Origin of the sequence: Bradyrhizobium sp. HKCCYLS3013 (assembly GCF_051167615.1) — a bacterium.
GTDB lineage: Bacteria > Pseudomonadota > Alphaproteobacteria > Rhizobiales > Xanthobacteraceae > Bradyrhizobium.
Map to the genome: position 1 here is coordinate 127,271 of NZ_JBNPTK010000018.1, position 16,037 is coordinate 143,307.

At 65.0% G+C, this 16,037-nt stretch carries 15 protein-coding genes; 9 read left to right on the top strand and 6 right to left on the bottom strand.

Annotation, left to right across the window (positions count from 1 at the left end; genetic code table 11):
• The first annotated feature begins 78 nt into the window (after nucleotides 1–78).
• From ACQR1F_RS26955 to ipdC, 4 genes are all read left to right on the top strand, one after another.
• Nucleotides 79–1,299 (top strand): hypothetical protein, encoded by a 1,221-nt coding sequence (locus tag ACQR1F_RS26955; RefSeq protein ID WP_434838900.1) that lies wholly within the window; start codon nucleotides 79–81, stop codon nucleotides 1,297–1,299.
• Nucleotides 1,300–1,490: 191 nt separating this feature from the next.
• Nucleotides 1,491–2,402 (top strand): acyl-CoA acyltransferase, encoded by a 912-nt coding sequence (locus ACQR1F_RS26960; RefSeq protein ID WP_434838883.1) that lies wholly within the window; start codon nucleotides 1,491–1,493, stop codon nucleotides 2,400–2,402.
• A gap of 141 nt (nucleotides 2,403–2,543) precedes the next feature.
• Nucleotides 2,544–2,735 (top strand): hypothetical protein, encoded by a 192-nt coding sequence (locus ACQR1F_RS26965; protein WP_315800643.1) that lies wholly within the window; start codon nucleotides 2,544–2,546, stop codon nucleotides 2,733–2,735.
• A 156-nt stretch (nucleotides 2,736–2,891) separates the two neighbouring features.
• Entirely contained in the window at nucleotides 2,892–4,529 is a 1,638-nt protein-coding gene (ipdC, locus tag ACQR1F_RS26970) for an indolepyruvate/phenylpyruvate decarboxylase (protein ID WP_434838884.1), read from the top strand.
• Nucleotides 4,530–4,564: 35 nt separating this feature from the next.
• On the opposite strand, the gene ACQR1F_RS26975 is transcribed toward ipdC, so the two are convergent.
• Nucleotides 4,565–5,716, bottom strand: a complete 1,152-nt coding sequence (locus tag ACQR1F_RS26975) for a hypothetical protein (RefSeq protein WP_315800641.1) — start codon at nucleotides 5,714–5,716, stop codon at nucleotides 4,565–4,567.
• Nucleotides 5,717–6,030: 314 nt separating this feature from the next.
• Here ACQR1F_RS26975 and ACQR1F_RS26980 point away from each other — a divergent pair, with 314 nt between their 5' ends.
• Nucleotides 6,031–6,636, top strand: a complete 606-nt coding sequence (locus tag ACQR1F_RS26980) for a helix-turn-helix transcriptional regulator (protein ID WP_315800640.1) — start codon at nucleotides 6,031–6,033, stop codon at nucleotides 6,634–6,636.
• A gap of 128 nt (nucleotides 6,637–6,764) precedes the next feature.
• Here ACQR1F_RS26980 and ACQR1F_RS26985 read toward each other — a convergent pair whose 3' ends face one another.
• From ACQR1F_RS26985 to ACQR1F_RS27005, 5 genes are all read right to left on the bottom strand, one after another.
• A complete protein-coding gene (locus ACQR1F_RS26985) occupies nucleotides 6,765–7,010 on the bottom strand; it encodes a hypothetical protein (RefSeq protein WP_006614403.1) in 246 nt (81 codons plus the stop codon).
• Between the two features lie 247 nt (nucleotides 7,011–7,257).
• Complete coding sequence (locus ACQR1F_RS26990; protein ID WP_316180407.1) at nucleotides 7,258–9,813, bottom strand: hybrid sensor histidine kinase/response regulator; 2,556 nt, start codon at nucleotides 9,811–9,813, stop codon at nucleotides 7,258–7,260.
• Entirely contained in the window at nucleotides 9,810–10,133 is a 324-nt protein-coding gene (locus ACQR1F_RS26995) for a response regulator (protein WP_316180408.1), read from the bottom strand. Before ACQR1F_RS26995 ends, ACQR1F_RS26990 begins: the two co-directional genes overlap by 4 nt.
• Before the next feature lie 223 nt (nucleotides 10,134–10,356).
• The gene (locus tag ACQR1F_RS27000) at nucleotides 10,357–10,746 is read right to left on the bottom strand and encodes a response regulator (RefSeq protein WP_008968243.1); all 390 of its coding nucleotides are present in this window, start codon (nucleotides 10,744–10,746) and stop codon (nucleotides 10,357–10,359) included.
• A gap of 237 nt (nucleotides 10,747–10,983) precedes the next feature.
• A complete protein-coding gene (locus ACQR1F_RS27005; RefSeq protein ID WP_315800638.1) occupies nucleotides 10,984–11,706 on the bottom strand; it encodes a Crp/Fnr family transcriptional regulator in 723 nt (240 codons plus the stop codon).
• 670 nt (nucleotides 11,707–12,376) lie between these two features.
• On the opposite strand from ACQR1F_RS27005, the gene ACQR1F_RS27010 reads away from it, so the two are divergent.
• From ACQR1F_RS27010 to ACQR1F_RS27025, 4 genes are all read left to right on the top strand, one after another.
• On the top strand, nucleotides 12,377–13,126 hold the full coding sequence (locus ACQR1F_RS27010; RefSeq protein ID WP_316180410.1) for a histidine kinase dimerization/phospho-acceptor domain-containing protein: 750 nt from the start codon (nucleotides 12,377–12,379) through the stop codon (nucleotides 13,124–13,126).
• Nucleotides 13,127–13,423: 297 nt separating this feature from the next.
• Entirely contained in the window at nucleotides 13,424–14,971 is a 1,548-nt protein-coding gene (locus ACQR1F_RS27015; RefSeq protein ID WP_434914171.1) for a flagellin, read from the top strand.
• Between the two features lie 216 nt (nucleotides 14,972–15,187).
• Nucleotides 15,188–15,583 (top strand): flagellar biosynthesis repressor FlbT, encoded by a 396-nt coding sequence (flbT, locus tag ACQR1F_RS27020; RefSeq protein WP_315716969.1) that lies wholly within the window; start codon nucleotides 15,188–15,190, stop codon nucleotides 15,581–15,583.
• A gap of 257 nt (nucleotides 15,584–15,840) precedes the next feature.
• The coding region (locus tag ACQR1F_RS27025) for an Hpt domain-containing protein (RefSeq protein WP_434863719.1) at nucleotides 15,841–16,037 on the top strand (197 nt) is incomplete at its 3' end.

The window sequence follows — 16,037 nt, forward strand, 5'->3', positions numbered from 1 at the left end:
ACGTTTTTCACGTCGCCATGGCCGAGCGCTGTCCGCGCCGGCGAAACGAACGCCTCGGCACTGCGGATCGACGAGCGCATCGGCGGCGGCAATCTGGTCACGCATCTGGCCGGCAGGAGCAAGCAGATCTATCAGGCGCTGCACGGCGTTGGTGCCAGGATGGGGCGAATGGACTCCTATGGGTGGCGGACGCTGGCGCGGCTGCCGACACCGCACGATTTCGATGCCGCCATGCTGGAAGCGCACAAGAACGGTATCATGCCGCTGATCCTGCTGGAGTATGAAGGCAGCTATCAGAGCCTCGATCCACCGCAGCCGATCGGGTCCTATCAGGACTGGTTCGCGGCTGGGCAGGCGATGGCAAGACGTTTCCGTCCCGGTGGCGCTTGGGGCCGCGAAAACGGTATTCCCGATTGGGGTGCTACGGTCTTCACCGCAATCAACGAGCCCGATGTGCAGGCCACGATTCCGCGCCAGGACTATCACGACGCGCTGGCCGGACTTGCCGACGGTGTTCACAGCGTCGACCCCAAGCTGCGGGTGGTTCCCGGAGGCTTCGCCACCTGCAACTCGCATGGCGATGCGACGTTGCGCGGCTACGGTCCGGCGATCGCCGATCTGCTTGAGGACGGCCATCTCGACGGCATCGACCTGCATACCTACTACAATGACAAATGGTATCCGATGACCCACGGCCGCGAGTTCTCGGTGCAGACCTGCTTCGACCGCATCAAGCGGGCGATGGGGCTGAGCCGCGACATCAACTTCTACGCCACCGAGTTCAACGTCGCGCGCGCCGGCGCGTGGGACAGCGAGCCGGACGCGGCGAGATTGTTTCTCAATGCGATCTGGGACCAGCTCGCGGTGGTCGGCAAGGACGGCCGCTCGCCGGTATCCGTGCTGGCGTTTCCGTGGAATCTTGGCGACACGCCCGATGTCGACGGCCTGGCCTATGCGATGGCGACGGGCAAGGATCCCTGGACCCCGGAGGCGCGCAGCCTCGTGGTGAAGACGGTGCTGCAGCTCGCCGGCCACATGAAGATCGTGTCCATCGACCGGCGGCTGGCGCTGTACACGCTGCGCGGAGCCGACGCCGATCTGATCGTGTGGCAGAACATTGCCGGCTGGACCGACCAGCCGGGGCGCGCGGTCGAGCTCGACCTGCCGACATGGACGCGCAGCCTTGAGGTCTGGGGCTGGGATGGCTTGCGGCGCCGGATCGAGGCGAAGCCCGGCCGCTTCTTCGTCGACGGTCTCAATGCCGATGAAACCTACATGTTTCGCATCCCGCGGCCGTGAGCGGCAGCGCCGTTCGCGACGATCATGTCGACGCTGATCGAAGCGTGACGGGTATGGCTCGCGCATTCCATTAACTGAAAAGTAAGGCCAGCAAGACGTGGTTCACTGCCGCCAAAGCCTTTTACGATAATTGCCGCCATGACGATCCCGCCACGCGACGGTGTGCTGGACCTCTCTCGGGTGATGCTGGAATGCAGCCAATCAAAAAAGCTGAGATTGCAAACGACAGGCCGGCGCCCGCGCGGGCCGTGACCGGCGTTCGCATCCGGGAGATCGGCGCGGCGGATCTGCCGGCGGTCGCCGCACTGCTGACGCGCGGCTTCGCCTTTCGCAGTGAGGCCTATTGGTTGCGCGGACTCGAACGCCACGCGGCGCGCCCGCGGCCGGCCGGCTATCCGGCGTTCGGCTATTGTCTCGACCATGGCGGGGTCCCCGTCGGCGTCATCCTGCTGCTGTTCTCCGCGCTTCGCATCGGCGGTGAGCCGATCGTCAGGGCCAATGTCTCGAGCTGGTATGTCGAGCCGGCGTTCCGTGCCTTCAGCTCGATGCTGGTGCGCGCGGCGACGCGCGACAAGACGGTGACCTATTTCAACATCACGCCGGCCCCGCACACCTGGCCGCAGGTCGAGGCTCAGGGCTTTTTGGTCTACTGCAAGGGACAGGTCTATGCCGCGCTGGCGCTGTCACGACCGCGCCCGGATGTCCGTGTCGATGAATTCTCCGCGGACAATCTGCACGGGCTGTCTCCCGACGAGGCCGAGCTGTTGCGGCAGCATGCGGAGTGGGGATGTCTCAGTCTCGTCGCGCGTGCGGCCGATGCGGCGTATCCGTTCGTGTTTCAGAAGCACCGGGTGATGAATGCGCTGCCGGTGTATCGCCTGCTGTATTGCCGGGATGTCGCCGACCTCGTGCGGCTGGCAGGCAACATCGGCTGGCTGCTGCTGCGGCGCGGCGGCCTGCTGGTGCGGCTCGATGCCAATGCGCCCATCGCAGGGCTGGCCGGCTGGTACTCGGACAAGCGCGGACGCAAATACGCCAAAGGGCCGCATCCGCCGCGTCTCGGCGATCTCGCCTTTACCGAGGCCGCGCTGTTCGACGGCTGAGAGGTGGCAATCGATTGGTTTGCGCGGTCCCGCTGCGGAGGCCGGGATACTGGCTCGCGTGGACCATGGGACCGATGTGACGGCACGCACAGTCTGGGCTTCCGGCATGCGCCATCCTCCTGGCAACGGAGGAGGTCATCCATGTCTTACGTTTTCGAACTCGCGCTGGCGGCGATGCTGCTGTTCTTCCTGTTCCTGCCGATCACCGATCGCAGGACGGTCATGATGAAGCTCTGCATGATCATGACAGTCGCCATCCTGTTCACGGTTACGCTTGCCATGCCGCATGGCGGCGCACCCTCCGCCCAGGCCCTGCTGCTGACGGCGAACTGATGCGGCGCGGGTGAGCTTGGGCCTTGGCGCTCCCTCATGAAGTTTGGACGGGGCGATCCGGAGGGCATGGCTCGCCGACCGAGCGGCCGGTGGTTGGCAGTCCGGCCCTCATCGTGTAGCACCGGCTGAACGTCACGCTACGCTCAGGGGATCCGGATGCCTGCTCTTGCCCATGCGCTGCTTGCCGCCCTGAAGGACCACGGCGCCCGCGAGATCTTCGGCATTCCCGGCGACTTCGTGCTGCCGCTGTTCAAGGTCATCGAGGAGAGCAACATCCTGCCGAGCGTCACGCTGAGCCATGAGCCGGCGGTCGGCTTCGCGGCGGATGCGGCGGCGCGCTATCATGGCGGCCTCGGCGTCGCCGTCGTCACCTATGGCGCCGGCGCCTTCAACGTCGTGAACGCGGTCGCCGGCGCCTATGCCGAACGCTCGCCGGTCGTGGTGATCGCGGGCGCGCCCGGTGCGCGTGAGCGCGTCTCCGGCTTCCTGCTGCATCATCAGGCCCGCACCGTCGACACGCAGCTCGCGGTGTTCAAGGAGATCACCTGCGATCAGGCGGTGCTGAGCGATCCGGCCACGGCGCCGGCGCAGATCGCGCGCGTGCTGCGCAGCGCCAAGGAGATGTCGCTGCCGGTGTATCTCGAATTTCCGCGCGACATGGTCGATGCCGAGGTCGAGCCGGTGGCGCCGCTGCCGCCACGGCGGGCCAGCCGCGAGGCGCTCGACGAGTGCGTCGAGGAGATCCTCGCCCGCATCGCGCAGGCAGAGCGTCCCGTGATCGTCGTCGACATCGAAATCCGCCGCTACGGCGTCGAGGACAGGATCGCCGCGCTGGCGCGCAAGCTCCGCCTGCCGCTCGTGACGACCTTCATGGGTCGCGGCCTGCTCGACAGGGCCGACGATGTCGTCGCCGGCACCTATCTCGGCGCCGCGGGCAATCCGGCGATCACGGAGCTGGTCGAGAATGCCGATCTTGTGCTTATGCTCGGCGTCATCCTCTCGGACACCAATTTCGCGCTGTCGAACCGGGCGCCGGACCCGCGCCGCATGATCCTGGCCGCCAGCCGCGAGGTCCAGATCGGCCATCACACCTATCGCGACATGCCGCTCGGCGATCTGATCGATGCGCTGGACGAGCGCGCGGCACCGCAGGCTGCGGCTCCCGGTCTGCCGCGGCAGCGCTCGGCGTATCCGCGTGGCCTGGCTGCCGATGGCGCGCCGATCGCGCCTTCGGACATCGCGACCGCGATCAACGACATGTTCGATCGCCATGGCCGGATGCCGATGACCTCCGATATCGGCGACTGCCTGTTCACGGCGATGGAGATCGACAACACGGCGCTGGCAGCGCCGGGCTACTACGCCGGGATGGGCTTCGGCGTGCCGGCCGGCATCGGCGTGGCCGCGACCGGGCTTCGTCCGCTGATCCTGGTCGGCGACGGCGCGTTCCAGATGACCGGATGGGAGCTCGGCAATTGCCGCCGCTACGGCCTCGATCCGATCGTCGTGCTGTTCAACAATTGCAGCTGGGAGATGCTGCGCGTGTTCCAGCCGGAGTCGCGGTTCAACGATCTCGACGACTGGCACTATGCCGACATCGCCAATTCCATCGGCGGCACGGGCGAGCGCGTCGCCACCCGCGGCGAACTGGTCGCCGCGCTGGAGCGCGCGGTGCATCGTCGGGGACGGTTCTCGCTGATCGAAGTGATGCTGCCGCGCGGCAAGACCTCGGACACGCTGGCGCGCTTCGTGGCGGGCTTCAAGTCGGCGCGGGAGCGTATGGCGCAGGGCTGAGGATCGGTCCAGGGGCCGCTTCGAACGCGCGGCTGTCAACCGGTTGCCGACCGCAGCACCGTCTTGATCGCATCGCGGCCCTTCCAGGCGAAATAGGTGAGGCGGCCGCCGAACGTGCGATGGCTGCGCAGCCTGTTCGAGCCGAGCACGTGTCCGACCTCTTCGGGGAAGCGCTTGACCTCGGCCTGTACCATCTTGTCGGTATTGGCCATGATGGCGTTCAGGCGCGTCCCCCAGTCCGAGTCCTCGATGCGATCGATGCGGACCTGGATCGCATATTCGATGTCATAGATGCTGGTCAGGATTTCCTTGGCGGTCACGACGCGGTTGTTCTTCAGCGCGATCCGGAGCGCGAGCCGCTTGTCCTCCAGCTGGTCGAGCACCATCGGCACGGTCATCGCGTAGGGTGCCGCGATGACGTCGGCGATGTTCTTCGAACGTGCCGCCTTCGTCGCCAGCCGCATCACCTGCCACGGCTCCTTCAGACGCTTGGCGACGAGCGTCAACGCAAAGGGCACGGCTTCCGGCTGCTTCTTGCGCAGCGCATCGAGCAGCAGCACCATCTTCTTCACCTGCGGATCGTCGAACTCCGCGATCCGGTCCGGCAACGAATCGGCGAACTTTGCAAGTTCCTCACGGGCGCGCAGCGCCTTCATCAGCTTCACGACGTCGTCGAACACCGACGGCGATGCCGTATAGGCCTTCAGCTTGCTGCGGACCTGCTCGATGCCTTCGGCGCGCGCCAGCGTGCCTTCCAGCGACTTCGTCACCTTGGTCTGGAACGCGCTCGCCGTCTGGCGGATCTCGCGCTGCTTGTCCGCGGCGATGAGGTCCTTCATCTGTGCGTTGTAGTCGCGCGCCATGGTCGGCAGCAGATCGCGCGAGATCCATTCCCAGATCGGCGTGAGGGAGCCGCGGGCAATGCGGCCCTCATTGGCATGCTCCGGCGATCCGTCGATGAGAAGCTGCTCGACCGGCATGAAGAAGTAGCGCGACGGATTGATGGTGCGGTGGCCGCCGGCGCCGTTGTTGTTGCGGATCTCGGCGCGCAGCCGCGCCTGGAGGTCGGCGGATCCCGGCATGTCGACGCCGCTCAGCTCCAGCCGTTCGAGCTCGCTGAGCAGACAGCTTCGTGTCAGCGGTGACAACCGCTGCAGGAATTCCCAGATCCGGTCGACCGGTCCCATTGGCGTCAGGCTGTCAGCTACATGTCAAGGTCGCTCGTCTCTACGGACGGGCACGGAACGCATGGAAGCACGAAACAGTTGGTGCGAAATTAATGTCAGTAAACAATCGTAGGAATGCGCGGCGTCTTGGACAGGCGCCGCCGCGCACGCCGGGGACGGTCTTCCGAAGCCCGGCATCGCGCACCGGCTTAACTATTTCGGCTTGCAACTTTCGGGAGAAAGTATCGACGGTTGCGCGAGTTGCCGGAGAAGCCCGTATTGCTACGGGCGGCAGAATTAACCATGTTAAAGTCGCTGTGGCGCCAGAATGAGGCATGGCACAGCTGAACAACAGCCTATCCGACGATCACGTCGCACCTGCTCCCGGCGGCCTGGAGGTTAACGACCCGGGCCTCCCGGCGCCCCGGTTGCGCGCCCCGGCCCCGCTTGCGGTGGGACAGCAGGACGACCGGGGCACGCTCGCCTTGGCTCGTCAACTGAACGGTTCGCTGACCGCGCTGATGCTCTACATGGAGGAGATCAAGCAGCGCAGTGACGAGATTGCCAGGACGCCCGGCGAGCGCCGGCATGTCCAGGTGGTCGTCGACAATGCGCTGCTACAGACCGAGCGGGTCTGCGCCCTGGTCAACCAGATGTCCGGCGCGCACGGGCAGTTCGGACCGTTGTCGCGGGCGGTGCCGGCTCACGAGCAGGGCGCGGCGTCCGCGCGACCGCCCGGCCGGGCCAGCAAGTCGCTGACCCCGCGCGAACACGAGGTCCTCAAGCTGATCAGCGAAGGCCATTCGAACAAGGAGGGCGCCTTGCGCATGGGCATCAGCCCCCGCACCTTCGAGAGCCATCGCGCCGAAGCCATGCGCAAGGTCGGCGCGCGCAACACCGCCGAACTCGTCCGCGCAGCACTCCTCAACCAGATCGGATGATGACGGACGAGCGCGAATGCCGCGCTCGCGCCTTCCACCCCGCGGTGCCCCCGCAACGCAGACAACGACAATTGGCGTCCGACCGGCTCGGTCGAACGCGCTGATTGCGGACGCGGACGTCCGTGCTGTCAGAAATAATCCTCGGCGAAGGGGCGAACCCGGGAGGTCGGTCGCAGCGGCGCTTGGGCTTTGGGCGGCGTCGGCACAATCGTAATGGTCCAGCGCGGCGGGACGCTCGCTTCCTTTTCCATGACTGAACGGACGTGGCCGGTGATCGTGGATCCGCCGGATTTCACGGTCGCGGTCCGGCCGTTGAACTGCGCAATTCGGAAACGCCTGACTTCCTTCTGGTCGGCGGTTTCAAAAGTAAACATGGGACACATCTCCTATGTGACCCCAAGTCTGGCAGCTCATGATTAGTTGATTGTGAAAATCGTGAGCCGTAGAAGTACGGCGTCAACCCATTGTAAGGGAATATGAAGATCAGGATTCGGCGAATCCGCGTCGTGAACGTCTCGTTTGCCATCTCGATCGTCCGAGCCCGTCCTCGTCGCCGCGGTGCGCCGTACGGGGACGTCGCGCCGATCGGCATGCGCCATGGAGGCCTGCGGCCTCCCCGCTTCAATATTGCAGCTCCTGGGCGCGGGCGGCGGCGTAGGCGGCCTCGATGTTGTCGAGCAGCTCGGCATACTCCCTGGCGGACAGGCGCGGCGCGCTCTTCTCGAGCGCGAGTGCGTAGGTTGCGAGCCGGCGGTACCCGAAGGTGCCGGCTGCGCTCTTCAGCGAGTGCGCCTCGCGGCCGATCTTGATGCGCTCGCCGTCGAGCGTCAGCCGGCGGAGCTGCTTCAGCCGCGCATCCGTTTCGCTGAAGAACACGTCGCGGATCTCCTGTGCTGCCTCGTCGCCGATCTCGCCGACCAGCTCGGCATAGGCTTCGCGGTCCAGCGCCGCTTCGGGAGCAATTTCGGTGTCGGCGGCAACGTCGGCGGCCGCGGCATCCGGCTGAGCCGGCACCAGCGGGGCGTCCGACGCCGCGGTTTCCGGCACCGGCACCGGAACGGGCAGGGGCAGCACGCGCAGGATCGCCTCCACGAGCGCTTTCTTGCGGGCCGGCTTGACGACGAAGTCGTTCATCCCGGCTTCCCGGCAGGCTCGGATATCCTCCATGAAGGCGTTCGCCGTGAAGGCGATGATCGGCACGTTGGAGCGGCGCTCGCCTCGCGCGCGAATGGTCCGGGTCGCCTGGAAGCCGTCCATCTCCGGCATGCGGACGTCCATCAGGATCAGGTCGTAGTTGAAGCGGCTGGCGGCGGTGACGGCCTCGGCGCCGTCGCAGGCCGTGTCGGTCTGGATGTCGAAATCCTTGAGCATCTTGGTCGCGACCAGGCGGTTGGTCGGATTGTCGTCGACCACGAGGACGCGCAGCGGCCGGCCGAACGCCGCGATCCGGTTCTGCAGCGAGGCGTAGATGCCGTCGTCGTTCTGCTCTGGCACCGCGACGGTCTCGGCAATCGGCAGCGTCAGGCGGAACGAGAACGTGGACCCGCTGCCCAGCGTCGAGGTGACCTTGATGTCACCCCCCATCTGCTCGATCAGTCGCTTGCAGATCGCGAGTCCGAGTCCGGAGCCGCCGAACCGGCGGCTGATCGAATTGTCGGCCTGGACGAAGTTCGCGAACAGCGAGCCGATCTTGTCGGCGGCAATGCCGATTCCGGTATCGGTCACCGTCCATTCCACGGTCGCCTTCTCGTCATCCTGCTCGATGCAGCGCGTCGTGACGACCACTTCGCCGGACGAGGTGAACTTGACCGCGTTGGAAACCAGGTTGAGCAGGATCTGGCGAATGCGGCCGGCGTCGCCGACCAGCGCCGGCGGCACGGATGGGTCGCCGACGCTCCTCAGCTTCAGGTCCTTGGCGGAAGCCCGCGGCCCGATGATGCTGAGCGTGTTGTGGACCAGGGCCTCGGCGGAGAAGGCGATGTCCTCGAGCGAGAGCTGGCCGGATTCGAGCTTGGAGAAGTCGAGAATGTCGTTGAGGATCTCGAGCAGATTGTCGCCGGCATTGTGGATCGCCACCACCGAGCGGCGCTGCTCGGGATCGAGATTGGTTTCCAGCAGCGTCGTGGCGAGGCCGAGCACCGCGTTCATCGGCGTGCGGATCTCGTGGCTCATCATGGCGACGAAGGTGGACTTCGCCGCGTTCGCGGCCTCGGCGGCCTCGATCAGGTGCTCGTGGCGTTCCCACCAGCGGGAGATCAGGACCGCGGCCGCGAGCACGGCCATCGCGCTCACCAGCGACACGATGACCAGAAGCGTCGCCATGTCACGCCAGGCCTTCAGGACGTCGTGCTCGAATACCGACACCACGATCATCGCGGGATAGTTGGGCAGCATCTTTGCGGCCCGCAGGCGCATCTCGCCGGTTCGTGCGGAGGGCTCGCGCAGCACGCCGCCGGCCGACAGCGCGCGCTGACCGAAGCCGGAGGTCGGCTTGCCGATCTCGCTCGTGGGCGGAAAATGCGCGAGCAGCGTACCGTCCTCGCGGACCAGCGATACCGCGGCATCGAGACCCTGCGCGGTGGAGCCGAAGAAGTTCTCCAGATAGGGTACGGACATGGCGCCGAGCATCATGCCCATGAACTTGCCATTGGAATCGTCGAGCCGGCGGGCAAAATAGATGTTCCAGGTGCCGTCGCCGCGGTTCTGAACCGGTGTGCTGAGGAACGTCTGCAGCGCAGGGTCGGCCTTCAGCGCCTTGAAGTAGTCGCGGTCGGCGATGTTGACGTCCGGGATCGGCCAGTAGCGCGAGAAGTTCAGGAGCCTGCCTTGTGCGTCGATCAGCGTCACCGCATCGATCTGCGGCAGTCCCGCGATTTTCTCCTTGAGCAGGAGGTGGGTCTGATGGTCTGACGCGACATTGCGATACGTCGCAGCGTCGATAGCGCCGCCGCGCACGAGGTAGTCGCGCACGCTCGTGAGCACGAGGTCGACGGATTTCACCGAACGGTCGGCGTTCTCCGCCAGCGTGAGGCTATGGCGGCTGAGATCTTCCTCGGCGTGCTGAAGCGCGTTCTCGCGCAGGTTGGTGAGGAAGAAGAGGTTGCTGCCGGCAATGACGCAGATGAGGATCAGCGCGATCGCTGCAGGCGCTCCCAGAAAGCGCTTCTTTTTGCTCATCGCCTGCTACCAGCCTGCCGCTCTGAAAGCCGCCGGCGATCGGTCTCCTGCGCGATCTGCTTGAGAGTTTGCCGGAACCGCATCAGGTCGATCGGCGTCGAGAAGGGGGGAGCTATGTCGAGCTCGAGAACCTCGGTGCCGGAGCGGTCTCCCAGGGAGGGGTAAGGCGTGACGCAGTCGAAGTCCCTCTTGTGCAGGACGAGCGAGGCGGCGTCGACCGAGCTCACGCCCGTCGTGGCGAGGCCGGCCTGGGCTGCAATCTTTCGCAAGATGGAAAGATGCACGGCGGCATCTTCGATCACGAGGAGTTCGTTGCGCATGAATTCCCTGTCCCGTTGCCACCCTGACATGGTCATCGGCAAGCAGGATTACGTCTATCGGCCGGCTCTGACCCCCTCGTAAATTTTGGTTTCCGTACGACTACGGGGAGGGGGCGGCGATGTATGCGTCCTGCCGACGTCAACCGCGCGGAGTTCGTCCGCCAAAGAGAAAGCGGCCGGACACCGGTCCGGCCGCCGCGCAGGGCATTCAAAGGGAGTTCGGCTATTCGGCCGGGCCGAACACGGCTTCCATCTTGGTCTTGAGCGTCGCAGCATTGAACGGCTTGACGATGTAGTTGCTCACGCCGGCCTTCTTGGCGGCGATGACGTTCTCGGTCTTCGACTCGGCCGTGATCATGATGAACGGGGTCTTCGACAGTTCCGGGCTGGCACGCACCTCGCGCAGCAGGTCGTAGCCGGTCATCGGCTCCATGTTCCAGTCGGAGATCACGAGCCCATACTTCTTGGCCTGCATCTTGGAGAGCGCGGCCGATCCGTCGCTGGCGTCGTCGACGTTCTCGAATCCGAGCTGCTTCAGCAGGTTGCGGATGATCCGGATCATAGTGGCGTAGTCATCGACCACCAGGATCGGCATCGACAGATCAAAGGCCATGTCATTACTCCGCGCGTCTGGTCAAAAGCCGAACACGGGCGAGATATATCAGCACGAAGATTATTCGACGCTTCTTGGAACTCGCGCTCGTCAGCACGTCGACAATTATCAGCGCCCGTTGAACAGCGCGTTAATTCCGTCCGCATCGGTGATGGGGATCATGCGATGGGCCGTAGTTGTACGGAGGCAAGGGCGTTCGGCGAGGCGCCGGCGCGCGACGGCCGGAACGACGCCTGCCTACGGCAGGCTGCGCGGCCGGACCAGATTCTCGTAGTGAGCCTTCACGGCGCCGTAGCACTCACACGCCGTCCTCTTCAGCCCGTCCAGATCGATGATCTCGATATGGCCGCGGCTATAGTGGATGAAGTCGGCCTGCTGCAGCGTGCTCGCCACCAGCGAGACGCTGTTGCGACGGGCACCGATCATCTGCGCCAGGGACTCCTGGGTGATGTAGAGCTTGTTGCCGCCTGAAAGGTCATGCGTCTGCAGCAGGCAACGGGCGAGACGCGACTCGACGGTGTGGGCGGCGTTGCAACCGGCGGTCTGCTGACACTGCACGTAGATGGCGAGTGCGTGACGCAACATCAGCGCGCGAAACGAGGGGCTCTGTTCGGCGGCTGCCCGGACCCTGTCGATATCGACGACCGATGCAGCACCGGGAACGAGGACCGCCGCGCTGTTCAGCACCACCGGATCGCTGCCTGCGAGCAGGGACATGCTTCCGAAGAGACTATCGCGACCGATCATGGCCACCTGAACGCGCTCTCCGCGCGCGAGGTTCACGACCAGCGAGATGACACCGCGATGGGGGAAGTAGATGCGTGTCAGCTTTTCGCCGACCTCGGCGAGAACGGAGTCTTGCACCAGATCCACGGTCCGCAGATAGGGTCGGATCAGCTCGAAATCATCGTCGGACAGCGACGACAGGAAGCCGTTCGGAGAACGCAAGCTGGGGTCCAAAGCCATCTCCTGCATTGCAGTAACGAAGCCTCGCAGATCTCAATGCCCTCATGGTTCCATAGAACTGCGTCCCATCCGCTGACAAGAAGAATCGCGGGTAATATTCCCAGTAAAGACCATTCGCTCCTGCTGTGTGCGTTGTCGTGCAGACGGGCGCGAATGCGCGTTGCGGATCCAAGCCATCAACGTGTGTGCGATGTGCTGGTCTGACCGCGCGCGGTTGTATACAGTCGGCACGCATCGGCCCCCGCCTCGGCTCGTGAAGGCAGCGCAGCACGCTTGCGGCGAATGTCTCGTTGCTCCGGGCGCCGCAGCTCCGCCGGGCACGGCACCACGTAGCAAGCGCCGCAATTGACAGCGGACATCTTGAAGCCAAAATCGCTAATAAGCGCGCTGATTCGTTGACGGATCTTTTTCTGTCGGATGCAACTCTCGTCGCGAGTGGAGGCATCGGCCGGTGTCCTGCGACTGGCGGTGACGAGGTTGTCGTCATGGCAGGAGCAGGAGTCCGACTGATGCTGCATCCAGCCGGGGCGCGATCGATGGTCAGCGATGAGACTGAGCGCCAAGGCTGAGCGTCAAGACGAAGCTGAACATTGCAGCGGCGTCCGTTCATTTGCGTTCCGATAGCCCCGCCGTCCTCCCCCCCCAAACAGGTATTGCAGGATTCATGGCTTCTTCCACCTACCAGCGGTCCAATCAGTCGCTGCCGAGCCCGAGCGCAGACATTCCGGCTGCAGCGACGCCCGACATCCATCCAGGGATGGCCATCGTCGGTCAGGTTGCCGGTGGCCTGCTGCACGACTTCAACAACATTCTCACCGTGATCACGGGGACCATCGACATCCTCGCCGAGGCGGTCGAGGACAAGCCCGAACTGGCGGCCGTCGCGCGTCTGATCGACGAGGCTGCGACCCGGGGCGCTCGATTGACGTCGCAGCTTCTGTCGTTCGCAAGGGGCCGGCCGCCGCAGCCATGTGCGGTGGAGTTGAACGAGCTCCTGGTCGACGTCGCTCGCCTGCTTCGTCCGACATTGGGCACCGGGGTCGAGGTGACGACATCGGTGAGCGCGGACGTGCCGGCCGTCTTCGCCGATCCGGGTCAGCTGATGGCGGCACTGCTGTGTCTTGCGATCGGTGCGCGGCATCGACTGGAGCATGGCGGCCGCATCGATATCCAGGCCAGGCGCATGAGGGTCGACGGCTCGGGCGCCGGCGGCAACTCCTCCGACGTGCAGATCGTGTTGACGGCGTCAGCGGGCGCGGCGGACGCGGCTCCAGCCGATGCGGTATTCTCGGAGATCCGGCTGGTCGAGGACTTCGTCAGGCGCTCGAATGGGCGACTGGAGCTGAAGGAGCCGCACGGCCCGGCCGCCAGCGTCGAGATCGTCCTCCCGTGCGCCGACCGCGCCCCCTCCTGACCTGCCACCCTTCCCCAAGCTCTTGGTTAGCGCTGCCTTAACGGTCGCACCGCGCATTGGCGTGGGCCGGCCGCAAGGCCTGCGTTTGCACGCCATTTTACCGCGAGTTCCGGCGATCTGCGCGCATTTGATCGAGCTGATTAGCGGCCAATTAGCATTAACGGCGGCAGCGGACGCCCCTAGGGGCCGTTCCGAAGTCAATTTAACGAACGGGTAGGATTCCGCGGACCAGTCTGCGCCATCGCCGACAGAACGGTGCGGCGATGTCTACTCATGTTCATCCAGAAGGGAATGACAATGTCAGGTATCGTACTCTCTGCGTCGGTTCGCCAGAACCTGCTCTCGCTCCAGTCGACGGCTCAGCTCCTCGCGACCACGCAGAACAACCTCTCCACGGGCAAGAAGGTCAACTCGGCTCTCGACAATCCGACCAACTTCTTCACCGCCCAGGGTCTCGACAACCGCGCTTCCGACATCTCCAATCTGCTCGACGGCATCGGCAACGGCGTGCAGGTGCTGCAGGCCGCCAACACCGGCATCACCTCGCTGCAGAAGCTCGTCGACAGCGCCAAGTCGATCGCCAACCAGGTGCTGCAGAGCGCGGTGGGCTACTCCACCAAGTCGAGCGTGACCTCGGCGGCTCTGACCGGCGCGACCGCCACCGACCTGCTGGGCTCCAGCTCGACGGCGGTGACCGGCTCGGTCGTGCAGAACGACAACACGACTCCGGCGGCGATCACCGGCTCGACCAAGCTGTCGGGTACGTCGGGCAGCTCGTCGAACGACCTCGCCAGCGGCATCACCTCGGGTGAGACGCTGGTCGTCAACGGCACCACCTTCACCTTCGTCACCGGCACGTCCTCGACCGGCACGAACATCGGCATCGGCGACAGCGTCAGCAACCTGCTGTCGGCGATCCAGACCCAGACCGGCGTGACCGCGTCGATCACCGCAGGTGCGATCACCCTGACGCCGCCGGCGGCGGGATTGACGCTCTCGGGCAGCAGCGGCACCTTGGCCAAGCTCGGACTGACTGCCGTCGGCGATGGCCTATCCGGACAGACGTTGACTGTCGGCGCCACAGGAGGTGGCACCGCGACCAGCATCACGTTCGGCCTGGGGACAGGACAGGTCAAGTCACTGAACGATCTCAACGCCAAGCTCGCAGCCAACAACCTGCAGGCCACGGTTGACTCGTCCACTGGCAAGATCTCGATCACCACGACCAACGACGCGGCTTCGGCCACGATCGGCGCGATCGGTGGTACGGCGGCTGCTTCCAGCCAGTCCTTCAACGGCCTGACGGCGGCGGCTCCGGTGGCGGACGCGACTGCTCAGACGCAGCGCGCGAGCCTGGTCTCCCAGTACAACAACGTGCTGGCGCAGATCAACACGACCGCGGCTGACGCCTCGTTCAACGGCATCAACCTGCTGAACGGCGACACGCTGAAGCTGACCTTCAACGAAACCGGCAAGTCGACGCTGTCGATCACTGGTGTCACGTTCAACTCGGCGGGCCTCGGCCTGTCGAACCTGACCTCGGGCACCGACTTCCTCGACAACAACTCGGCGAACAAGGTCATCGGCGTGCTCAACTCGGCGAGCTCCACGCTGCGCAACGAGGCCTCCACGCTGGGTTCGAACCTCTCGGTCGTGCAGGTTCGTCAGGACTTCAACAAGAACCTGATCAACGTGCTGCAGACCGGTTCGTCGAACCTGACGCTGGCCGACACCAACGAGGAAGCGGCCAACAGCCAGGCGCTGTCGACCCGCCAGTCGATCGCGGTGTCCGCGCTGTCGCTCGCCAACCAGTCGCAGGCGAGCGTGCTGCAGCTGCTGCGCTAAGGCGCGGACGGCACCCACGAATATCGGAGGCGGCGGGGCTTGCCCCGCCGTTTTCGGCTCTAGACTATTCGCAAATTGACGCCGCTCGGCTGCGGCGCCGGATCAGCCGGACAGCGAGCACGAGAGCAACGTCGTGTCGACGCGAGTGCAGCCTGCCGACGACGCCGCTCCCGAGAGGAGACTCCCGAGAGGAGCCTTCTGAGAGGAGACTGGGCCATGCCCCTGCGGGTCGAGCTGAAGCCTTTCGAGCGCATCGTGATCGGCGACAGTGTCATCGTGAATTCGAACACGCGCGCCCGCTTCATCGTCGAAGGCGACGCGCCTATCCTCCGCGAGCGTGACACCGTCACCGCCGAGACCGCCGATACGCCGGCCAAGCGCCTCTACCTCTGCGTCCAGACGATGTATCTGAAGAACGACGCGATCCGTTATCGCGCGTCCTATCTCGCCTGTATGAACGAGTTGCGCAGGGCGATTCCGGAAGCCGCCGGCCAAGCCGAGATGGTGGATCGCCATGTCACGGAAGGAGCGCTGTACAAGGCGCTGAAGGAGATCAGGGCGCTGATCGAGCGAGAGGATCGCGCAGTCGCGCCGGCAGAAGCGATGCCTTGACATTCCGGCCGCGGAAAGGGGCCGGGCTCACCTCAGCCTGAGAGGTCGGTGCTACGTCCGTATTAGCACGGACGATAAAATTAACGGGACGGATAAAAGCCCCACCTAACGATGGCTTGGACGAAAGTCTGTTCAGCCGAGTCGGCGAGGGCCGGGTATCGATCCGCGCTGCTGGTGAAGGCCGGGACCGACCGTCGCTCTGACAGGATCAGCGGTCGCCCCGTGACCGCGGCGCCAATTCTTGGAAGGCCAGTTTCATGGACGATCTGTTGCGTGAGTTCCTGACGGAGACCAGCGAGAGCCTGGATACCGTCGACAATCAATTGGTGCGGTTCGAGCAGGAGCCGAACAACGCCAAGATCCTCGATAACATCTTCCGGCTGGTGCACACGATCAAGGGGACCTGCGGTTTCCTCGGCCTGCCGCGGCTCGAGGCGCTGGCGCATGCCGCCGA

Bases quoted from the DNA above. Each gene is read 5' to 3' on its own strand.
- ACQR1F_RS26960 (WP_434838883.1), top strand. From the start codon at position 1,491: ATGCAGCCAATCAAAAAAGCTGAGATTGCAAACGACAGGCCGGCGCCC.
- ACQR1F_RS26965 (WP_315800643.1), top strand. From the start codon at position 2,544: ATGTCTTACGTTTTCGAACTCGCGCTGGCGGCGATGCTGCTGTTCTTC.
- ipdC (WP_434838884.1), top strand. From the start codon at position 2,892: ATGCCTGCTCTTGCCCATGCGCTGCTTGCCGCCCTGAAGGACCACGGC.
- ACQR1F_RS26975 (WP_315800641.1), bottom strand. From the start codon at position 5,716: ATGGGACCGGTCGACCGGATCTGGGAATTCCTGCAGCGGTTGTCACCG.
- ACQR1F_RS26980 (WP_315800640.1), top strand. From the start codon at position 6,031: ATGGCACAGCTGAACAACAGCCTATCCGACGATCACGTCGCACCTGCT.
- ACQR1F_RS26985 (WP_006614403.1), bottom strand. From the start codon at position 7,010: ATGTTTACTTTTGAAACCGCCGACCAGAAGGAAGTCAGGCGTTTCCGA.
- ACQR1F_RS26990 (WP_316180407.1), bottom strand. From the start codon at position 9,813: ATGAGCAAAAAGAAGCGCTTTCTGGGAGCGCCTGCAGCGATCGCGCTG.
- ACQR1F_RS26995 (WP_316180408.1), bottom strand. From the start codon at position 10,133: ATGCGCAACGAACTCCTCGTGATCGAAGATGCCGCCGTGCATCTTTCC.
- ACQR1F_RS27000 (WP_008968243.1), bottom strand. From the start codon at position 10,746: ATGGCCTTTGATCTGTCGATGCCGATCCTGGTGGTCGATGACTACGCC.
- ACQR1F_RS27010 (WP_316180410.1), top strand. From the start codon at position 12,377: ATGGCTTCTTCCACCTACCAGCGGTCCAATCAGTCGCTGCCGAGCCCG.
- ACQR1F_RS27015 (WP_434914171.1), top strand. From the start codon at position 13,424: ATGTCAGGTATCGTACTCTCTGCGTCGGTTCGCCAGAACCTGCTCTCG.
- flbT (WP_315716969.1), top strand. From the start codon at position 15,188: ATGCCCCTGCGGGTCGAGCTGAAGCCTTTCGAGCGCATCGTGATCGGC.